Raw genomic sequence first — 18,309 nt, forward strand, 5'->3', positions numbered from 1 at the left:
GTGGGTGGGCGCTCGCCACAAACCGGGGGACATTACCGACTGTCAGCGGGGAAGGACGGTCTGTAGCGACTCTTCTTCTGTAAATCAAGCTAGAACCAAACCGGCCGACACGCCAGAGATCTCCCCGCGTGTCTCAATCCTCGATCCGGCCCGCGCGGTATTTCGGTCCCGGTCCGGCCGCGTCCCGTGATCGAATACGGAAGTGTTCCTGACGCTAGCCACCGACCTTGCCGGAGTCGACGCACCCGCGAGCGATTTCGGGTTCCTGTTGCACAAGAACCCGGCGCGACCGCAGGGGATCGAGGTGACCGGCGGCACAGCGCATGTGTTCTACCCCGAGGCCACCGACGAGCGCTGTACGGCGGCCGTCCTGCTCGAGATCGACCCGATCGCGCTCGTCCGCTCCGGCCGCGGGAAGGCGCAGGAGGGGTTCACCCTCGGGCAGTACGTGAACGACCGGCCCTACGCCGCCTCCAGCCTGCTCGCCGTCGCGCTCGGCAAGCTCTTCCGGACTGCGATGAACGGCCGCTGCGACGCCCGCCCCGACCTGGCCGCCCGGCCGATCCCGCTGGAGATCCACGTCCCCGCGCTGCCGTGCAACGGCGGCGCCGAGTTGGCCGCCCGTATGTTCGGCCCGCTCGGCTGGTCCGTCGACGCTCGGCCGGTGCCGCTCGATCCGGAGATCCCCGCGTGGGGTGACTCCCGGTACGTCGATCTGCGGCTGACCGGCGTACTCCGGCTGGCCGACGCACTCAATCACCTGTATGTCCTGCTCCCGGTGCTGGACGACGCCAAGCACTACTGGGTCGGATCGGACGAGGTCGACAAGCTGGTCCGGGCCGGCGAGGGCTGGCTCGGCACGCACCCGGAGAAGGACCTGATCTCGCACCGCTATCTGGCCCACCGACGCTACCTCGCGGACACCGCTCTCGAGCGCCTCGCCGAGGCCGACGGCGTGGAGCTCGTGGAGGAGCCGTCGGAGGAAGGTTCGGTGTCGCTGGCGGTGGAACGTCGCCAGACGGTTGCCGGCGTACTGCGGGAGCTCGGGGCGCGGCGGATCGCGGACCTCGGCTGCGGTGAGGGCGCGCTGGTCGGTGAGCTGCTGAAGGACCCGATGGTCGGCGAGCTGATCGCTACCGACGTGTCCGCGCGGGCCCTGATCGGCGCCAAGCGGCGGCTGCACTACAACGAGCTGCCCGACCGTCAGCGGGAGCGGCTGCGCTTCCTGCAGTCGTCGGTGACGTACGCCGACCACCGCCTGGCCGGACTGGACGCGGCCGTCCTGATGGAGGTGATCGAGCACGTCGACCCACCACGACTGCCCGCCCTGGCCAAGTCCGTCTTCCAGGCCGCCCGCCCGGCCGCGGTCATCGTCACCACCCCCAACAGCGACTACAACGTCCGCTTCCCGTCCTTGCCCGCCGGCCGTTTCCGCCACCCCGACCACCGCTTCGAGTGGACCCGCACCGAATTCCGGTCCTGGGCCCACGAAGTTGCGCGTGCTTTCGGCTACACGGTGGAGTTCCGGCCGGTCGGGTCCGAGGATCCAGAGGTTGGTCCGCCCACGCAGCTCGCCCTCTTCCGCCTGGTCGAGAAGGTGGCCGCCTGATGACGACGATCGACATCCCGGCGCTTTCTCTTGTCGTGCTGGTGGGAGCCAGTGGGTCGGGGAAATCGACGTTCGCCCGGACTCACTTCAGGGCTACCGAGGTGATCTCGAGTGACTTCTGCCGTGGGCTGGTGTCTGACGACGAGAACGATCAGGCGGCCAGCAAGGACGCGTTCGAGGTCTTGAACTTCATCGCCGCCAAGCGCCTGGCCGCCGGCCGGTTGACCGTGATCGACGCGACCAACGTGCAGCCCGAGGCACGCAAGGAACTGGTTGCTCTGGCGCGCGAGCACGACGTACTGCCGGTCGCCATCGTGCTGGACCCGCCGGAGCGCGTCTGCGTGGAGCGCAACGCACAACGCCCGGACCGCCAGTTCGGCGCCAAGGTTGTCGCCCGGCAGCGCTCGCAGCTGAAGCGCGGTCTGCGCAGCCTGAAGCGCGAGGGCTTCCGCACCGTCCACGTGCTCGACAGTGTCGAGGAGATCGATGCCGTCAGCATCGAGCGCACCCGGCTGTTCAACGACCTGACCGACCAGACCGGCCCGTTCGACGTCATCGGCGACATCCACGGCTGTCGTGCCGAGCTGGAGCAGTTGCTGACCGAACTCGGATACACCCTCACCCGCGAGGCCAGCGGCCGCCCGATCGACGCGGTCCACCCCGAGCGTCGCGCGGTCTTCGTCGGCGACCTGGTCGACCGCGGCCCGGACACGCCCGGCGTACTGCGGCTCGTGATGGGAATGGTTGCCGCCGGCCACGCGTACTGCGTTCCCGGCAACCACGAGGACAAGTTGCTCAAGGCACTCAGAGGCCGGAACGTCAAGGTCACCCACGGTCTCGAGACCACGCTCGAGCAGCTGGCCGAGGAGCCGGCCGAGTTCCGTGACGCGGTCGAGCAGTTCATCGACGGCCTGATCTCGCACTATGTCTTCGACGGCGGCAAGCTGGTCGTCTCGCACGCAGGCCTGGTCGAGCGCATGCACGGGCGCGCGTCCGGCCGGGCCCGGTCCTTCTGCCTGTACGGCGAGACGACCGGCGAGACCGACGAGTTCGGCCTGCCGGTCCGCTACCCGTGGGCGAACGAGTACCGCGGTCGCGCGATGGTCGTCTACGGCCACACGCCGACCCCGGAGCCGGAGTGGATCAACAACACGATCTGCCTCGACACCGGCTGCGTCTTCGGCGGCGCGCTCACCGCGCTGCGCTACCCCGAGCGCGAGCTGGTCTCGATCCAGGCGGCCGAGGAGTACTACGCCCCGGCGAAACCGTTGCACGTGGCAACCGCACCCACCCGCGAGCCGGACGTTCTCGAGCTCACCGACGTCACCGGCCGCCGGGTGATCGAGACGTCGACCCACGGCCGGCTGAGCATCCGGGCCGAGCAGGCCGGTGCCGCGCTGGAGGTGATGAGCCGGTTCGCGATCGACCCGCGCTTCCTGCTGTACCTGCCGCCGACGATGAGCCCGGTCTCCACCTCGAGCGAACCCGGACTGCTGGAGCACCCGCTGCAGGCGTTCGAGACGTTCAAAGGCCAAGGTGTCACCGAGTTGGTGTGCGAGGAGAAGCACATGGGCTCGCGCGCCGTGGTTCTGCTGACCCGGGACGACGATGTCGCCGAGAAGCGCTTCGGCCTCGCCGGTCGCGGCGCGGTCCACACCCGCACCGGACGGTCCTTCTTCGAGGCTCCATTGACCGACGAGCTCCTGCTCAGACTGAGAGCCGTCGTCGAGGCGGCGGGCGTCTTCGACGAGCTCGACACGTCCTGGCTGCTGCTCGACGCCGAGCTTCTACCGTGGAGCGCCAAGGCCGAGGACCTGCTCCGTAACCAGTACGCCGCTGTCGGCGCGGCCGCTCGCAACTCATTGCCAGCCGCAACCGCAGCACTCGAATCCGCCGCTGCGGCGGGTCTTGACGTCGACCGGTTGCTCACCGCAACAGAGCGTCGTACTGCGAATGTCGAGCGCTTCACCGCGGCGTACCGGCGCTACTGCTGGCCGACGGACGGGCTCGACGGCGTCCGGGTCGCGCCGTTCCAGGTGCTCGCGTCGGAAGGAGCGACCTACCAGGACCGGCCGCACGCCTGGCACCTGGGGATCGCGGACCGGATGGTTGCCGCCGGCCCGGACCTGATCACGCCGACCCGGCGCCTGTACGTCGATGCGTCGGGATGGGATGCCGGGATTGCGTGGTGGCAGGAGCTCACCGACGCGGGCGGTGAAGGCATGGTGGTGAAGCCGGCCGCCAACCTGACCCGGACCGCGAAGGGGCTCGCACAGCCGGGGCTGAAGGTGCGCGGGCAGGAGTACCTGCGGCTGATCTACGGCCCCGACTACACCGAGCCGGCGAACTTCGAGCGTCTCCGCGACCGCAACCTCGGTCACAAACGCTCACTCGCCCTCCGTGAGTACGCCCTCGGCCTCGAGGCCCTGGAACGAGCCGCCCGCGGTGAACCGCTCTGGCGCATCCACGAATGCGTCTTCTCCGTCCTAGCCCTCGAGTCGGAACCGGTGGACCCACGCCTATGACCAGCTACACGATCCCTGGAATGCACATCCGCGAGCACACGGTCTCGGTACCGCTGGACTGGACCGCTCCGGACGGTCCGGACCGCATCGACGTGTTCGCCCGCGAGGTCGTCGACCCGGTCCGCAAGGACGATGACCTGCCCTACCTGCTGTACCTGCAGGGCGGACCGGGCGGGAAGGCTCCGCGCCCGGTCGAGCCATCCGGGTGGATCGGCACGGCGCTGAAGACCTATCGGGTGATCCTGCTCGACCAGCGGGGGACCGGTCGCAGTACGCCGATCAGCGCGCGGCGGATGGAGTCGTTCGAGAGCGCCGAGGCCGGGGCGGACTACCTGGCGTGCTTCCGCGCGGACTCGATCATCGCGGACGCCGAGCACCTGCGGACGACCGTGTTCGGCGGGGTCAAGTGGTCGACGCTCGGGCAGAGCTACGGCGGATTCCTCACGCTGACCTATCTCTCGAAGGCACCCGAGGCGCTGACCGCGTGCTACGTGACGGGCGGTCTCGCCTCGATCGATCCGGATGCCGCCGAGGTGTACCGGCGTACCTATCCGCGGGTCGAGGCGAAGAACCGCGAGTTCTACCGCCGCTATCCGCACAACGTGGACCGGGTCGCCGCGATCGCGGACCGGCTCGCGGCGGACGACGTACGGCTGCCGGATGGTGACCGGCTGACGGTACGACGGTTCCAGACGCTCGGGATCGGATTCGGGATGAAGCCCGGGTACGAGCGGATGCACTGGCTGCTCGACGAGGCGTTCGACGGGGACGCGTTGTCGGACACGTTCCTGCGCCAGGTGATGGGAGAGTCGTCGTACGACGGCGGGCCGCTGTTCGCCGCGTTGCAGGAGAGCATCTATGGGTCCGGCGAGGGGGCGACTGCCTGGGCCGCGGAGGCCGAGCGGGCGCGGCGTCCGGAGTTCGCCGAGGACGCGCGGCCGCTGCTGTTCACCGGCGAGATGATGTACCCCTGGATGTTCGAGGAGATCCGGGGCCTGCGTCCCTTCCGGGCCGCTGTCGAGGTCCTGGCGGCCCGGCCGCGGTGGTCTGAGCTGTACGACCTCGAGCGGCTGGCGGCGAACGACGTACCGGTCGCGGCCGCGGTGTACTACGACGACATGTACGTCGACTCCGGGCTGCAACTCGACACGGCCCGGCGGGTCGGCAACGTGCAGGCGTGGGTCACGAACGAGTACGAGCACGACGGCCTCGGCGCGGAGCGGGTGTTCAACCGCCTGACCGAGCTTGTTCGCTCGGTCGGCGGCGGCGTTCGCGCGGGCTGACCGCCAGCTTCAGGTCACCGGCCGGCTACCGGATCCGGGTCAGCGTCGCCAACAGCAAGCAGGCCACCTTCACGATGGACGTGCTCTGAGGAGTCAGGCCGACTTGAGGGCGCCGTCCGCGGTGGCAGCGGCGTCGGAGCCGTACGCCGACTCCAGACGGTCGAGGAACACGGCGCGGTCGAGGGTGTACTCCTGGGTGCCGACCGTCTCGAGGACCGTGGTCGCCAGGGTGCAGCCGATCTGGGCGGCCGCCTCGTGGTCGAGGTCCGCGGCGCGGCCGGTGAGGTAGCCTGCCCGGAAGGCGTCACCGCCGCCGGTCGGGTCGACCAGTCCCGGAGCCGGGACGGCCGGGACCTTGGCGAGGATGCCGTCGGAGTTCTCGATGACCACACCGTCGCCGCCGTGGGTGGTCACGCGGACGCCGACCCGCTCCAGGATCTCCCCGTGGCTCCAGCCGGTTTTCTGCGCCATCAGGCCGGCCTCGTACTCGTTGCTGAACAGGTACGTCGCCCCGTCGACGAGCCGCCGGATCTCCGCACCCTCCATCCGGGCCAGCTGCTGGGACGGGTCCGCGGCCACGGCGATCCCGTGCGCCTTCGCCAGGTCGGTGTGCTTGAGCATGCCCTCGGGGTCGTCGGCGCCGACCAGCACCAGGTCGATCCCGCCGGTCTTGGCGTGGATCGCCGCCAGGTCGAGCTCGCGCGCCTCGGCCATCGCGCCGGTGTAGAACGATGCGATCTGGTTCGCGTCCAGGTCGGTCGTACACGTGAACCGGGCGGTGTGTACGTTCTCACAGACCCGCACGTGTGACACGTCCACACCGGCCTCGGTGAGCGCGGCGCCGTACTCGGCGAAGTCGGCACCGACCGAACCGACCAGCAGCGAGGGCTGACCGAGCTGGGCCATGCCGTAGCAGATGTTCGCCCCCACGCCGCCGCGGTGGACCACCAGCTCGTCGACCAGGAAGGACAGCGAAACCTTGTGCATCTGTTCTTCCAGGAACTGGTCCTTGAACCGTCCGGGGAACGTCATCAGGATGTCGGTCGCGATCGATCCGGCGACGGCGATGCGCATACGGGGTGCTCCCTCGGGTGGGGTGGTTGATCGTGGTTCGGGCAACCCATAGAGACTACAGGCGACCGATCTAATACACGGAGGGCGGGATTCGATGGGAAATCAGGTGCAGGTGACGGACCAGTTGCACGACTACATGGTCGCGCACGGCATGCCACTGGACGAGATCGCCACCGAACTGGTCGCCGAGACCCAGGGGCTCGGACGGGCCTCGGTCATGCTCACCACCCCGGACCAGGCCGCCCTGCTGACCACGCTGACCCGGCTGATCTCCGCCCGCCGGGCGGTCGAGATCGGCACCTTCACCGGCTTCTCGGCGCTCGCGATCTCCCGCGGGCTGCCGGCCGACGGGCGGCTGATCTGCCTCGACGTGGACGACGAGTGGACCTCGATCGGCCGCAAGTACTGGGAGCGGGCCGGCGTGGCGGACAAGATCGACCTGCGGATCGGTGACGCGCACCAGTCGGTGACCGAGCTGGACGGCGAGTTCGACCTGGCCTTCGTGGACGCCGACAAGGACTGGTACATCCAGTACTTCGAGGCCGTGCTGCCGCTGATCCGGCCGAACGGGCTGATGTTGTTCGACAACACCCTGGCCGGTGGGCGCGTGGTCGGCGTTCACGACGAGGATCCGGTCGACCGCAAGGAGTTCAACGCGCACATCGCCAAGGACGCCCGGGTCGACGTGGTCATGCTCGGCATCGGCGACGGGCTCACCCTGGTCCGCAAGAAGTGAGCCGCGCGTGAGCAAGGTGGCGGCGCGCCTCGCCGTGTCGGGGCTGCAGCACAAGTACGGCGATCGCCCGGTGATCGAAGGCCTGACGTTCAGCCTCGCACCGGGGAAGGCGATCGCGCTGGTCGGGCCGAACGGCGCCGGCAAGACGACGGTGCTCAAGTGCATCGTCGGCTCGGCCGAGCCCGCGGCCGGCAAGATCCTGCTGGACGGCCTGCCGATCGACGAACGTGCCGAAGCGGTACGACGCGACGTCGCCACCCTGCTCGACGACCTCGACTTCTTCCCCGACCTGACCGCGGCCGAGCACCTCGACCTGCTCGCCCGCGCCCACGGCAACCCGGAGCCGGAGGACCTGGTCGACACCCTGCTCGACGACATCGGCCTGCTGCCGGCCGCGGACCAGCTGCCCGGTTCGCTGTCGTCCGGTCAGCGCCGCCGCCTCGCCCTGGCCACGGCCCTGGTCCGGCCGCGAAGACTCCTCGTCCTCGACGAGCCGGAAGCTCGCCTCGACGTCGACGGCGTCCAGTGGTTGTCCAACCGTCTGAGCGAGGAGAAGCGGTCCGGTACGTCGATCCTGTTCGCCAGCCACGACCCGGCCCTGGTCGAGTCGGTCGCGGACTCCGTCGTCACCCTGACCCCGCTGCCATGAGCTCTGCGGACGGTCCGGTCGTCTTCGACCCGTCGGACTTCGGCGCCATCCCGACGTCGCGGGCGCTGCGCCAGTGGATGCGCACGACCCGGCGGCGCCGGGCGGACCGCTCGTTCGGGCAGATCTTCGAGGACGCCTACCTGGTCCTGTTCACGCTCGCGATGGCCGGGGCGACCGGCGGCAACGTCCTGCGGCAGCTGAACGCGGACGCGTCCCGCTGTACGACGCCGGCCTGCCTGGACCTGGCGCACTACCTGCCGTGGATCCTGGTGCCGTTGCTCGTGGCAACAACGCTGCGGGTGTTGCTGAGTGTCGGGCCGGTGTCAGCGTCGCGGGCGGCCGGGTTCTGGCTGCTGGCCACTCCGGTGAATCGGACGGCCTTGCTGCGGCCGGCGTACTGGCTCGTGATCGTCGTTGTGGCGGTCAGTGGCGCTGTGGCGTCGGTGATCGCCTGGGCGCTACTCGGCGCGCAACTGCGGTCGATCGGGGAAGCGTCGGTGCTGACGGCGTCGCTGCTGGTCTGTGCTGCTTGTGTGACGGTGTGGGCGCAGCAGTTGGCGGGACGGAGCAGGTGGACACTCCGCGTGGCGGACCTGCTGCTGATCGCGGCCGCGATTCCGGCGGTGTGGCTGGCGGTTCGCGGTGAGCCGGCGTCGGCTCAGTCGATCACCGGGTCTGCGCTCGTTTCTCTCAGCCAGCCTTCGTCGGAGCCGGACCTGCTGACGGCGGCGCAGACGCACTTCCTGGTGGTCGGGGTGGTCTGTCTGATCGTGGTGGTTGCGCTGGTGATCATCACCGCTCAGACGCTCGACAAGTTGACTCGATCCACTGTGATCGCCGGTGGTGAGCTGCTGGCCGGCCTGGCCGGGGCGGCGAGCAGCTTGGACATCAGCATGCTGGCTGACGTCGTCTCGGGCCGGCACTGGCGGATGAAGGGTCGTGTGCGGACGCGGCGCGGCCGTGGGTCCCGGGGTGCTGCACTGGTACAGCGGGAGTTCCTGCGGATCCTGCGTTGGCCCCGGCGGCTCGTGATCGGCTTCGCGCTGCTCGTCGTACCGTATGCCGTCGCGGGAACAGGGTTCGACGTACTGGTGCCTATCGCGGCTGGGTTCGCGGGCTTCGTCGCCGTACGGCCGCTGATGGACGGGCTGCGATCGGTGTGCCGCTCCACCGGCCTGGTCCGTGCGCTCGGGATGGATCTGCGCGAACTGCGGGCGATCATGGCGGTCGTCCCGGCGTTGTTCGCCGCGGTGTGGGCGGCGCTGGCGTTCCCGGCGATCGGAAACGGAGCCGCTGCCTTCGCGGTCGCCGCCGGCATGCTGTCGGGCGCCGTCCGCCAGGCCTCCGCGCGGCCGCCGTCGTACTCCGGACCGCTCGTCGCCTCACCGATGGGCGCGATCCCGCCCGGCCTGTTCTCGCAGCCGATGCGAGGCTTCGATCTGCTCATCCTCTGCCTGGCCCCGGTCCTGCTCAACCTGAGCTCCACCTGGGTCCTGGTGATCCCCGGTTTCGTCCTCGCGATCATGTTCGCCATCCGGCCGAAACAGGACTGACGCTAGACCTCGTGCACGAGCCACTTCCGCTCGATCTCGCGCTCGAGATCCACGTCGTGCTGCCGCGCGAACAGGATCAACTGACAGAACACATCAGCGAACTCCTGATGAAACCCGGCCCGGATCTCCTCCGCCCCCAGCCCCTTCTCCCGCGCCCGCCCGGTGTGCTGCAGGTAGGCCTGCGTCAGCTCCCCCACCTCCTCCTGCAACTTCAGCAAGAACCAGTCCGGATCCCGCTCGAACCCGAGCACCTCGCCGTACCGAACCGACAACTTCTCCAACCGCCCCGAAAGCTCCGCAAGATCCACCCCCGTACCCAACCAGCCCCCACCGACAGTCCTGCGCACTGTCGGCGGGCTGGCGCAGACTGGGGGGATGGATGTGGTGGCTTGGTTGGTGGGGTCGGCGGAGCCTGCGGTTCGGGGGATGGCTCGGCGGGATCTGCTGGGGGAGGAGCATGGGGAGGACGTGCTCGGTGGGGCGATCGTGGAGACGTTGCTGACCGACGCCTGTGCGGACAAGCGCGCGTACAAGAAGTGGACCGGGGCGCACTGGCGGATCGTTTCGCTGGTGGAGTTGGAGGTGCCGGCCGGGGAGCCGCGGGCAGTCGAGGCGGCGGAGTACGACCTGGCCGAGGTGATGCGGTCGCTCAAGTACGGCGTGAGTGTCGTCGACGGACTGGTACGGCGGTGTGGCTCGATCGAGGGGAACACGCTCGGAGCCTGTGCCCGGCTGGGGCTGGCGGCGGATCCGCGCGTCCAGCAACTCGCGGAGGGGCTGATCGAGTGGCAGTGGCCTGACGGCGGCTGGAACTGCGACCGGAAGGCGTCCGGCCGGCGCTCGTCGTTCCATGAGACGCATGCCGCGGCCTGGGGTCTGCAGGAGTACTACCGGGCCACCGGAGAGATCCCCGCCCGGGACGCGGCCTTGCGGGCAGGGGAGTTGTTCCTCGAGCACAGGTTGTTCCGGAGCCTGTCGACCGGCGCAGTCATCAACAAGCGGTGGTTGCGGCCGGCCTATCCGCCGTACTGGCACTACGACATCCTGCAAGCGCTGCTCGTGTTGTCGCGGCTCGGACTCGCCCGGGACGAACGCGCCGCCGACGCACTGGACGAGCTGGAGCAGCGGCGACGACCGGACGGTCGGTGGAACGCCGGTACGCCGTGGTGGGGCCCACTCGGCGGCACGCGGACGCCGGAGGTCGTCGACTGGGGACGCAGCGGTCCGAACGAGATGATCACCCTCAACGCGCTGCGGGTGCTCACCGCCGCCGGACGCCGTACGTTGCCTTGAGCAACGTACGGCGAGCGGTCACTACTTCTCCGCGTCGGGCACCGGGAGAGGCTCGGGCTCCTTGCCGGACTCGGGCACACCGGAACCGTCAGCCGGTGACTCCACGTCGGGCTGCGGGTCCGGAGCAGGGACGAGCGGCTGGTCGAGGCCGGTGTCCTCGCTGATCGCCGCGCGGGCTACCGAGGCCTCGATCCGGTTGAGCTGTTTGCGGATGGCGGTCCCGGTGCCGGTCGGCGCGGCCCAGAACCGCCTCATGTACTCCTCGATCTCGGCCTGCATCATGGCCCTGAGCTGAGCTTGTGTGTACGGCAAATCGTCCTCCACGTGACCTGGGGTGAACTCGCCGCGGGCGAGCGCCGCCCGGGCTGCGGGGCCGGGGCAGTCGGTGCCGCCCGGCCGGACCGCGGAGTGCGACCTGATCGCCGTACCGCGGGGAAAGATCTTGCGGAAGTCGGCGATCACCGCGCGAGTGGTCGCCTTCAGCGCGGCGCTCGGCTGCTCACCGGTGACCAGCACCAGCAGGATCGCGCCGTACCGTTCGTTGAGATCGTTGTTGCCGTTCGCGCCGGACTGGGTCCGCAGCCCGCGCAGCGTCCAGGCCCGGCCGGCCTGGTCGACGGCGACCTGGTACGCGATGTCCGACCAGCCCCGGTCGTCCATGTGGTAGTTCTGCCACCCACGCAAGGCGGACGCGACCGCCGCCTGGCTGTGGATGACACTGGTCGATCCGGTCCCGGGCCAGTGGATCACCGTGCCCTGGACTCTGGAGACGGTCAGGTTCCCCGGCCCGTCGTTCGGCGGCCGCGCCCTCCAGGCGGACCGCGGCAGATAAGTCACCATCGAGTGCTCCTCACGTGCCTCACAAGCACCGCAGATCGCTGCTGGCACTCGGTAATCAACCGATCACACTCGGCACGCAGTCGTCAAGGCTGAACGAACGTCCTGTCGGTTCTTACCCCAAACAGTGATCCGGTTCACGCAGAAACCCCGGCGAGCAGCCAGAACGCGACGACGGTGACCAGGACGACGACCACCACCAGGACGAGGATGCCGACCCAGATCCGGACCACTCGCTGCCACGGCTTCGCGAGCGCGGTGGCCGGGTCGGGCTGGGCGGCCTGGGCCGGCTGCCACAGTTCGACCACCAGGCGCCCGGCGAACGCACCGCCGGCGATGATCAGGATCCACGCCCAGCCGCCGGGACCGAAGTGGGGAAGGTGCAGGTCGCCGGCCTGCTGGTCGCCGGACGCATGGATCGTGATCGCGGGCCGGCCATGGAAGAGAATCAGCCGGAGCGCCGCCAGGCCGGCCACCGCGACGATCGTCAGCCACAGGGACCGCAGGATCAGGCCGGCCTTGGCCAGCCGCAGCGCAAAGGCCGTGGCGCCCAGCGGCAGCAGCACGAACACCGGCGCGACGAGAGCGGCGACGACCAGGACCGCGACGATGACGGCAGCGATGACGACGAAGAGGCCGACCAGCGCGCCCTCGATCCCCGAGCGTCCCTCGGTCGCCCCGGAGATCATGTCCCCCGCGATGGGTCCACCGACGTGGATGAACAACCACGCGAAGAGAGGTCCGCCGACCAGCACGGCAGCAAGCCCTCCGATCGCTGCGCCCACGGCGGCAGCGGCGGATCGGCCCCACGTCATCCCGACTGAGAGCGGTGCGGTCTGCATCAGAACTCGGCCCTTCGCATCGACATCGAAGGTCAGGACCGTACGACACCAGGAGGCCAGCAACGCCGCGGTCAACTGGTCACGGAGCGGTCTCCTGGAGCAGCGGCAGAAGTTGGTCGCCTACGCGGACTGTTTCCTCGCGGTACGGCGTGTCGGAGAGGATGAAATGGGTAACGCCGAGGTCCTGGTACTTGCGGAGGGACTTCGCGACGTCGTCGGGTGATCCGACCAGCCACGTCGTCCCCGCGCCGCCTCCGCCGTACTTGCCCGGTGCCGTGTACAGATTGTCGTCGAGTACGTCGCCACGCTCCGCCAGGTCGAGCAGCCGTTGCTGCCCGACGGCCTTGAACCACCGGCGGTCCCGGGACCCGGCAGCGTCCGCCAGCTTCGCGACCTTCGCCTCGGCGTCCGCCCACGCCTGCTCGGTGGTGTCGCGGACGAGCGTGGTGATCCGCAGCCCGAACTCCAGCGGCGGATGCTCCCGCCCCAGCTCGGACTCGAGCGAACGCAGCCGGCTGATCCGCTCCGCGATCCCATCCAGCGGCTCACCCCAGAACAGCTGCACATCGGCATCCGTCGCCGCCACCCGCTGCGCCGCCTCGGACGCGCCCCCGAAGTACAACCGCGGATGCGGCCTTCCTTCCCGTACGACGGGACGCGTGGCGACCGTGGATCCGGTGACCGAGAAGTACTCACCGGCGTACGACACGTCCTCCTCGGTCCACAATCGTCGTACCAGCTGGAGGAACTCGCGCGTCCGGGCGTACCGCTGTGCCTGGTCGCCCTCGGAGTCACCGTACGCGGCGAGATTGTCCTGGCCGGAGACGATGTTGATCAGCAGCCGTCCGCCGCTCAGCTGATCCAGCGTGCCCGCCGCCGAGGCGAGGTGCGCGGGCTGCCAGTACCCGGGCCGGATCGCCACCAGCGGCTGGAAGGTCGTCGTCCGCGCCGCCAGTGCGGTCGCCACCGTGAACGTGTCCGGCCGGCCCCACCCGGTCCCGATCAACGCGCCGCCCCAGCCGTGGTCCTCGGCGAGTCGGGCGAGCTCGGTCAACCGCTCCAGACTGTTGTGACCCGCGACGGCGTCGTCCCCGCGATGCCCGGGATCGACCTGATTCGGGAGATACCAGAGGAAAGTCATACAAAGGAGTTTATGTCCATTGTATTAGTAGGCTTTCGAGCCGTCTCGCGGTCTGGTCAAGCGGGCCGGGCCGGGTGGACGCTGGCGTTATGACTGCGGAGCGGCCGAGCGCCGAGGAGCGGGCGGCGCGGGGGAAGGCGGTGCGGAAGGAGGTGCCGCTCGACGCTCATGCCGAGGTCGGGGCGGACGCCTCGCGGGACCCGATCGGGTTGCTGCTCGGACAGGCGGAGGGACGGGTTCCTGAGCTGGTGCCGATCCGGCACGGGCGGATGCTGGTGTCGCCGTTCACGTTCTACCGCGGCGCGGCGCTGATCATGGCGTCCGACCTGGCGCGGACGCCGGCGACGGGGGTGCCGGTCCAGCTGTGCGGGGATGCGCACCTGTCGAACTTCGGGGCGTACGCCTCCCCGGAACGGCGGCTCGTGTTCGACATCAACGACTTCGACGAGACGCAGCCCGGTCCGTTCGAGTGGGACGTGAAACGCCTGGCGACCAGCTTCGTGGTGGCCGGCCGCGCCAACGGGTTCAGCCCGAAGCACTGCCGCAAAGCCGCCCGGAGAGCGGTCAAGAGCTACCGGAAGTCGATGCGTGCGTTCGCCCGGCAGTCGATCCTGGCGGTCTGGTACGCCCGGCTCGACGTCGAGGACACGGTCGCGCAGTACAAGGCGACGCTGTCCCGTGCCGACCTGAGGCGGCAGAAGTCGCTGGTCCACGCCACCGAGTCGAGGCTGGCCAAGGCCTACTCGCGGGACAACCTGCAGGCGGTGGGCAAGCTGACCAAGGTCGTCGACGGACAACGCCGGATCGTCTCGAACCCGCCACTGGTCGTTCCCATCGACGAACTCGACGGTGTCGACGGGTTCGACACCGCCGACGTGTTCGCGGCACTCGGCGAACTGTTCATCGACTACCGCGCGACACTCCAGTCGGATCGCGGGCACCTGCTGGACCACTTCCGGCTGACGGACGTCGCGCACAAGGTGGTCGGCGTCGGCAGTGTCGGTACCCGGGCCTGGGTCCTGCTGCTCGAGTCCACCGTCGCGGACGAGGCGCTCCTGCTGCAGGCCAAGCAGGCCGGGCCGTCCGTCCTCAGTGCGTACGCCGGGCCATCCGCGTACACGAATCACGGGGAGCGGGTGGTCTCCGGGCAGCGCCTGATGCAGGCGACCAGCGACATCTTCCTCGGCTGGCTGCGGGCGACGGTGCCGGGAGAGGACTACTACCTGCGGCAGTTGCGCGACTGGAAGATGTCGACCGAGATCGCCGAGTTGCGTCCGCAGGGCCTGGATCTGTACGCCGGCTTGTGCGGCTGGACGCTCGCCCGGGCCCATGCCCGCTCCGGCGACCGCTTCGCGATCGCGGCGTACCTGGGCAAGTCGGCACGCTTCGACCACGCCGTCGCCGAGTTCGCCGAGACCTACGCCGATCTGAACGAACGCGACCACGCGGCACTCGCCGACGCGGTGAAATCCGGGACAGCCGAGGCCCGGACCGGCCTCTGACTCAGTACTGCGAGTTGTCGGGGCCAGCAGATTTCCCTGTTGGACTGTGCGCCGGGATCGTGAACAGGATGCTGGAGACGTTCCCCAACGATTCGGAGGACCGGTGACGAAGGCAGCACAGCGTTCGCTCGGCGACGGTGGACCGGAAGTCAGTGCGCTCGGGATGGGGTGCTGGGCGATCGGCGGGCCACACGCACGGCAGGGGAGTCCGGTGGGATGGGGGGTGATCGACGACGACGAGTCCAAGCGGGCGCTGCGGCGGGCCTACGACCTCGGGGTCACGTTCTTCGACACGGCCGACGTCTACGGCTGCGGCCACAGCGAGAAGCTGATCGCGGCCGCGCTCGGCGATGTCCGCGACGACATCGTGATCGCATCGAAGGCCGGCTACACCTACGTCGAGGAGACCCGCGAGGCACCGGGGGAGAACGGCGACCCGGACTACATCCGCTGGGCCTGTGACGAGTCGCTGCGGCGGCTCGGGACGGACCGCATCGACCTGTACCAGTTCCACCTGGGCGGGTACGACCTGGCGAAGGCGGACGACGTCCTCGCGGTCTTCGAGGAGCTGGTTGCCGCGGGCAAGGTTCGGGCGATCGGCTGGAGTACGGACAGCCCGGAGCGGGCCGCGGTCTTCGCGAAGAGCGAGCACTGCAAGGCGATCCAGCAGCACTTCAACGTGTTCGGCGGCAATGCCGAGGTGCTGGAGCTGTGCGAGCAGCACGGGCTCGCGAGCATCGTCCGCGGTCCGCTCGGCATGGGCCTGCTGACCGGGAAGTTCGACGAGAACAGCACCCTGCCGGCGGACGACGTACGCCACGGCTGGAACTTCCGCACCGGCGACCAGGCCGAGTCCCTCCGCCGCCTCGACGCCGTCCGCGACATCCTGACGTCGGACGGCCGCACCCTGGCCCAAGGCGCCCTCGCGTGGCTCTGGTCTCGCAGCGAAGCCTTCATCCCGATCCCCGGCTTCAAGACGGTAGCCCAGGTGGAGGAGAACGCGGGCGCCCTCGACCACGGCCCTCTCACCAAAGATCAACTGGCCGAGGTCAGCGTGATCCTGTCCTGACCGGCCTCAGCGGTCGGCGGGCTGGTAGGCCGTGACGACGACGGCGCCTCCGAGGCCGATGTTGTGCTGGAGGGCGACGGCTGCGCCGTCCACCTGGCGCGCACCGGCCTCGCCGCGGAGTTGCCACGTGAGCTCCGCGCACTGCGCGAGGCCGGTGGCGCCGAGCGGGTGGCCCTTGGAGATGAGTCCGCCGGACGGGTTCACGACCCAGCGGCCGCCGTACGTCGTGTCGTTGCCGTCGACCAGCTTGTGCCCCTCACCTTCGCCGGCCAGGCCGAGGGCCTCGTAGGTGAACAGCTCGTTCGGGGCGAAGCAGTCGTGCAGTTCGATCACGTCGAGGTCGTCGGGGGTGAGCCCGGTCCGCGCGTAGACCTGATCGGCCGCCTTCCGGCTCATGTCCGTGCCGACCAGGTTGATCGCGCTGTTGGTGTCGAAGGTCGAGGGCAGATCGGTGACCATCGCCTGGCCGACGATCTCGACGGCGCGGTCACCGAGGTCGTTCTCCTCGACGAACCGCTCGCTCGCGAGCACCGCGGCGCCGGAACCGTCGGACGTCGGCGAGCACATCAGCCTGGTCAGGCCCGCGTCGGCGTAGACCGTCTTGGCGTTCTTGATGTCGTCGACGGTGTAGACGTCCTGGAACTGCGCGTACGGGTTGTTCGCCGAGTGCCGGTGGTTCTTGGCCGCGATCTTCGCGAAGTGTTCCGGTGTCGAGCCGTACCGCTCGTTGTGCTCCAACCCGGCGACGCCGTACATCCACGGCGCCGGCGGGGAGGCGAACTCGCGCAGCTCGGCCAGCGCCCGGACGTGCTTCGCGACCGGCCATTCACGGTCGTCGTACGCCGCGGCGAGTGAACCGGGCTGCATCTTCTCGAAGCCGAGCGCGAGCGTGCAGTCGGCCAGACCGCCACGGATCGCGCTCGCGGCGAGGTACAGCGCGGTCGACCCGGTCGAGCAGTTGTTGTTCACATTGGTGATCGGGATGCCGGTCATGCCCAGCTCGTAGACCGCGCGCTGGCCGCAGGTGGAGTCGCCGAACACGTAGCCGACGTGGGCCTGCTCGATCCGGTCGAAGGTGATGCCGGCATCGTCCAGCGCCTTGCTGCCGGACTCCTTGGCCATCGCCGGGTAGTCCCAGCCCTTCCGGCGGCCCGGCTTCTCGAACTTCGTCATGCCGACGCCGATGACGTAGACCTTGTGCACGTCGTCTCCTAGTCCATCGTGACGAGGCCGGACAGCATGATGTCCAGCTGATCGATCGTGCCCGACCCGATCGACTGCGCCTCGAAGGAGTGGCCGAACGGGCTTGCGTGAACCAGTGGCGCTCCCGCGCAGACCTCGCCGTCTTCGACAGCGAGCAGGTAGCGAACGCAGGTGCCGGTTCCACACGGACCGCGATTGAGTACGCCGTCGCCCCAGATCACCGCGCTGCGGGTCGACGATCCGGTCACCGGTTCAGTGATCAGGAGCATGTCCGGCGCAGGGACTTCGCTCGCCGGCCCACGCAGCCGGCTCAGGAGGTCGTGCCCCGCGACCGTGAGCTCGTGGAACGAGAACCGGTCGAGCTGTACGCCGAGGTCGGACGCAGTGACGGCCGCGAAGCGGTTGCCACCGGCCGATGCCGACCTGATCCGAAGGGGCCTGTCGAGGTAGTCGACCTGCCGACGAACCGACGTGCGCGCCACCGCGGGCATGTCGACTGCGACGCGGCCGGAGCTGAGGTTCCTGCCGACGATGAGACCGGCCGCCGTCTCGAACGTCACCGCGGGGTCCGTGCTCGGGTTGGTGCACATGGCGGTGGCGAACAACGTCGCCTCGCCACATCCGCCGAGCGGCCCATGCGCGGCGACGAACCTGAGCCCGTAGTCGGCTTCGTCCGTCGATGGCGCGAACACCACTGCGACGATCGCCGTCGGGTCGCCTCCGCGGGTCTTGAAATAGTCGATCCGGACCAGTTCGAGCGCCTCGCGATCGCACTGCTCCGACGAGGTCAGGTCGTAGCACGCGACCGGTTGGCCCTCGCTCGTCCCCTCGGCGACGAATCCGCTCACGATGGTTCCAGTCACCGAACCATCATTGGTTCGGCGTGATCGCGGTTGCGCCCTACAGGCGCAGGAAAACCCGTCACCGGCTTCCGACGAAGCGAGCTACTCCGGCTCCGAGCGCGCTCATAGCGTGAATCGGCGGTCAAGTTCG

General features: G+C 69.3%; 16 protein-coding genes. 9 read left to right on the top strand and 7 right to left on the bottom strand.

Annotated features, from left to right (window positions below):
- Window positions 1-202: 202 nt before the first annotated feature.
- The 3 genes from ACGFH6_RS13140 to ACGFH6_RS13150 are packed head-to-tail and all read left to right on the top strand — an operon-like array spanning window position 203 to window position 5,417.
- The gene (locus ACGFH6_RS13140; protein WP_393383263.1) at window positions 203-1,609 is read left to right on the top strand and encodes a 3' terminal RNA ribose 2'-O-methyltransferase Hen1; all 1,407 of its coding nucleotides are present in this window, start codon (window positions 203-205) and stop codon (window positions 1,607-1,609) included.
- Window positions 1,609-4,134 (top strand): polynucleotide kinase-phosphatase, encoded by a 2,526-nt coding sequence (locus ACGFH6_RS13145; RefSeq protein ID WP_393383265.1) that lies wholly within the window; start codon window positions 1,609-1,611, stop codon window positions 4,132-4,134. The genes ACGFH6_RS13140 and ACGFH6_RS13145 overlap by 1 nt, the downstream gene beginning before the upstream one ends.
- Window positions 4,131-5,417 (top strand): alpha/beta fold hydrolase, encoded by a 1,287-nt coding sequence (locus ACGFH6_RS13150; protein ID WP_393383267.1) that lies wholly within the window; start codon window positions 4,131-4,133, stop codon window positions 5,415-5,417. Before ACGFH6_RS13145 ends, ACGFH6_RS13150 begins: the two co-directional genes overlap by 4 nt.
- A gap of 93 nt (window positions 5,418-5,510) precedes the next feature.
- On the opposite strand, the gene ACGFH6_RS13155 is transcribed toward ACGFH6_RS13150, so the two are convergent.
- Window positions 5,511-6,491: a carbohydrate kinase family protein gene (locus ACGFH6_RS13155; protein ID WP_393383269.1), complete on the bottom strand. Its 981-nt coding sequence runs from the start codon at window positions 6,489-6,491 to the stop codon at window positions 5,511-5,513.
- A 94-nt stretch (window positions 6,492-6,585) separates the two neighbouring features.
- On the opposite strand from ACGFH6_RS13155, the gene ACGFH6_RS13160 reads away from it, so the two are divergent.
- From ACGFH6_RS13160 to ACGFH6_RS13170, 3 genes are read left to right on the top strand one after another with little or no spacing between them, the layout of a single operon-like run.
- Window positions 6,586-7,227 carry an O-methyltransferase gene (locus ACGFH6_RS13160; protein WP_393383271.1) on the top strand — a complete coding sequence of 214 codons (642 nt, stop codon included), beginning with the start codon at window positions 6,586-6,588 and terminating at the stop codon, window positions 7,225-7,227.
- A gap of 7 nt (window positions 7,228-7,234) precedes the next feature.
- The gene (locus tag ACGFH6_RS13165) at window positions 7,235-7,876 is read left to right on the top strand and encodes an ATP-binding cassette domain-containing protein (RefSeq protein WP_393383273.1); all 642 of its coding nucleotides are present in this window, start codon (window positions 7,235-7,237) and stop codon (window positions 7,874-7,876) included.
- Window positions 7,873-9,429 (top strand): DUF6297 family protein, encoded by a 1,557-nt coding sequence (locus tag ACGFH6_RS13170; RefSeq protein WP_393383275.1) that lies wholly within the window; start codon window positions 7,873-7,875, stop codon window positions 9,427-9,429. The genes ACGFH6_RS13165 and ACGFH6_RS13170 overlap by 4 nt, the downstream gene beginning before the upstream one ends.
- 2 nt (window positions 9,430-9,431) lie before the next feature.
- Here the strand turns inward: ACGFH6_RS13170 and ACGFH6_RS13175 are convergent, their stop codons facing one another.
- Entirely contained in the window at window positions 9,432-9,737 is a 306-nt protein-coding gene (locus ACGFH6_RS13175; RefSeq protein ID WP_360447771.1) for a pyrophosphatase, read from the bottom strand.
- Window positions 9,738-9,804: 67 nt separating this feature from the next.
- On the opposite strand from ACGFH6_RS13175, the gene ACGFH6_RS13180 reads away from it, so the two are divergent.
- Window positions 9,805-10,722 (top strand): hypothetical protein, encoded by a 918-nt coding sequence (locus ACGFH6_RS13180; RefSeq protein ID WP_393383278.1) that lies wholly within the window; start codon window positions 9,805-9,807, stop codon window positions 10,720-10,722.
- Between the two features lie 21 nt (window positions 10,723-10,743).
- Here the strand turns inward: ACGFH6_RS13180 and ACGFH6_RS13185 are convergent, their stop codons facing one another.
- From ACGFH6_RS13185 to ACGFH6_RS13195, 3 genes are all read right to left on the bottom strand, one after another.
- Window positions 10,744-11,562, bottom strand: a complete 819-nt coding sequence (locus ACGFH6_RS13185) for a peptidoglycan recognition family protein (protein WP_393383280.1) — start codon at window positions 11,560-11,562, stop codon at window positions 10,744-10,746.
- Window positions 11,563-11,696: 134 nt separating this feature from the next.
- On the bottom strand, window positions 11,697-12,401 hold the full coding sequence (locus ACGFH6_RS13190) for a hypothetical protein (RefSeq protein WP_393383282.1): 705 nt from the start codon (window positions 12,399-12,401) through the stop codon (window positions 11,697-11,699).
- A gap of 79 nt (window positions 12,402-12,480) precedes the next feature.
- The gene (locus ACGFH6_RS13195; protein WP_393383284.1) at window positions 12,481-13,542 is read right to left on the bottom strand and encodes an LLM class flavin-dependent oxidoreductase; all 1,062 of its coding nucleotides are present in this window, start codon (window positions 13,540-13,542) and stop codon (window positions 12,481-12,483) included.
- Between the two features lie 89 nt (window positions 13,543-13,631).
- Here ACGFH6_RS13195 and ACGFH6_RS13200 point away from each other — a divergent pair, with 89 nt between their 5' ends.
- Window positions 13,632-15,044, top strand: coding sequence for a DUF2252 domain-containing protein (locus tag ACGFH6_RS13200; RefSeq protein WP_393383286.1), 1,413 nt, complete (start codon window positions 13,632-13,634; stop codon window positions 15,042-15,044).
- 103 nt (window positions 15,045-15,147) lie between these two features.
- Entirely contained in the window at window positions 15,148-16,113 is a 966-nt protein-coding gene (locus ACGFH6_RS13205) for an aldo/keto reductase (RefSeq protein ID WP_393383288.1), read from the top strand.
- A 6-nt stretch (window positions 16,114-16,119) separates the two neighbouring features.
- Here ACGFH6_RS13205 and ACGFH6_RS13210 read toward each other — a convergent pair whose 3' ends face one another.
- Window positions 16,120-17,316 carry a lipid-transfer protein gene (locus tag ACGFH6_RS13210; RefSeq protein WP_393383290.1) on the bottom strand — a complete coding sequence of 399 codons (1,197 nt, stop codon included), beginning with the start codon at window positions 17,314-17,316 and terminating at the stop codon, window positions 16,120-16,122.
- Between the two features lie 8 nt (window positions 17,317-17,324).
- Window positions 17,325-18,179: a proline racemase family protein gene (locus ACGFH6_RS13215; RefSeq protein WP_393383292.1), complete on the bottom strand. Its 855-nt coding sequence runs from the start codon at window positions 18,177-18,179 to the stop codon at window positions 17,325-17,327.
- Window positions 18,180-18,309: the final 130 nt, after the last annotated feature.

Source organism: Kribbella sp. NPDC049227 (genome assembly GCF_043197265.1).
In the GTDB taxonomy this organism is placed as follows: domain Bacteria; phylum Actinomycetota; class Actinomycetes; order Propionibacteriales; family Kribbellaceae; genus Kribbella.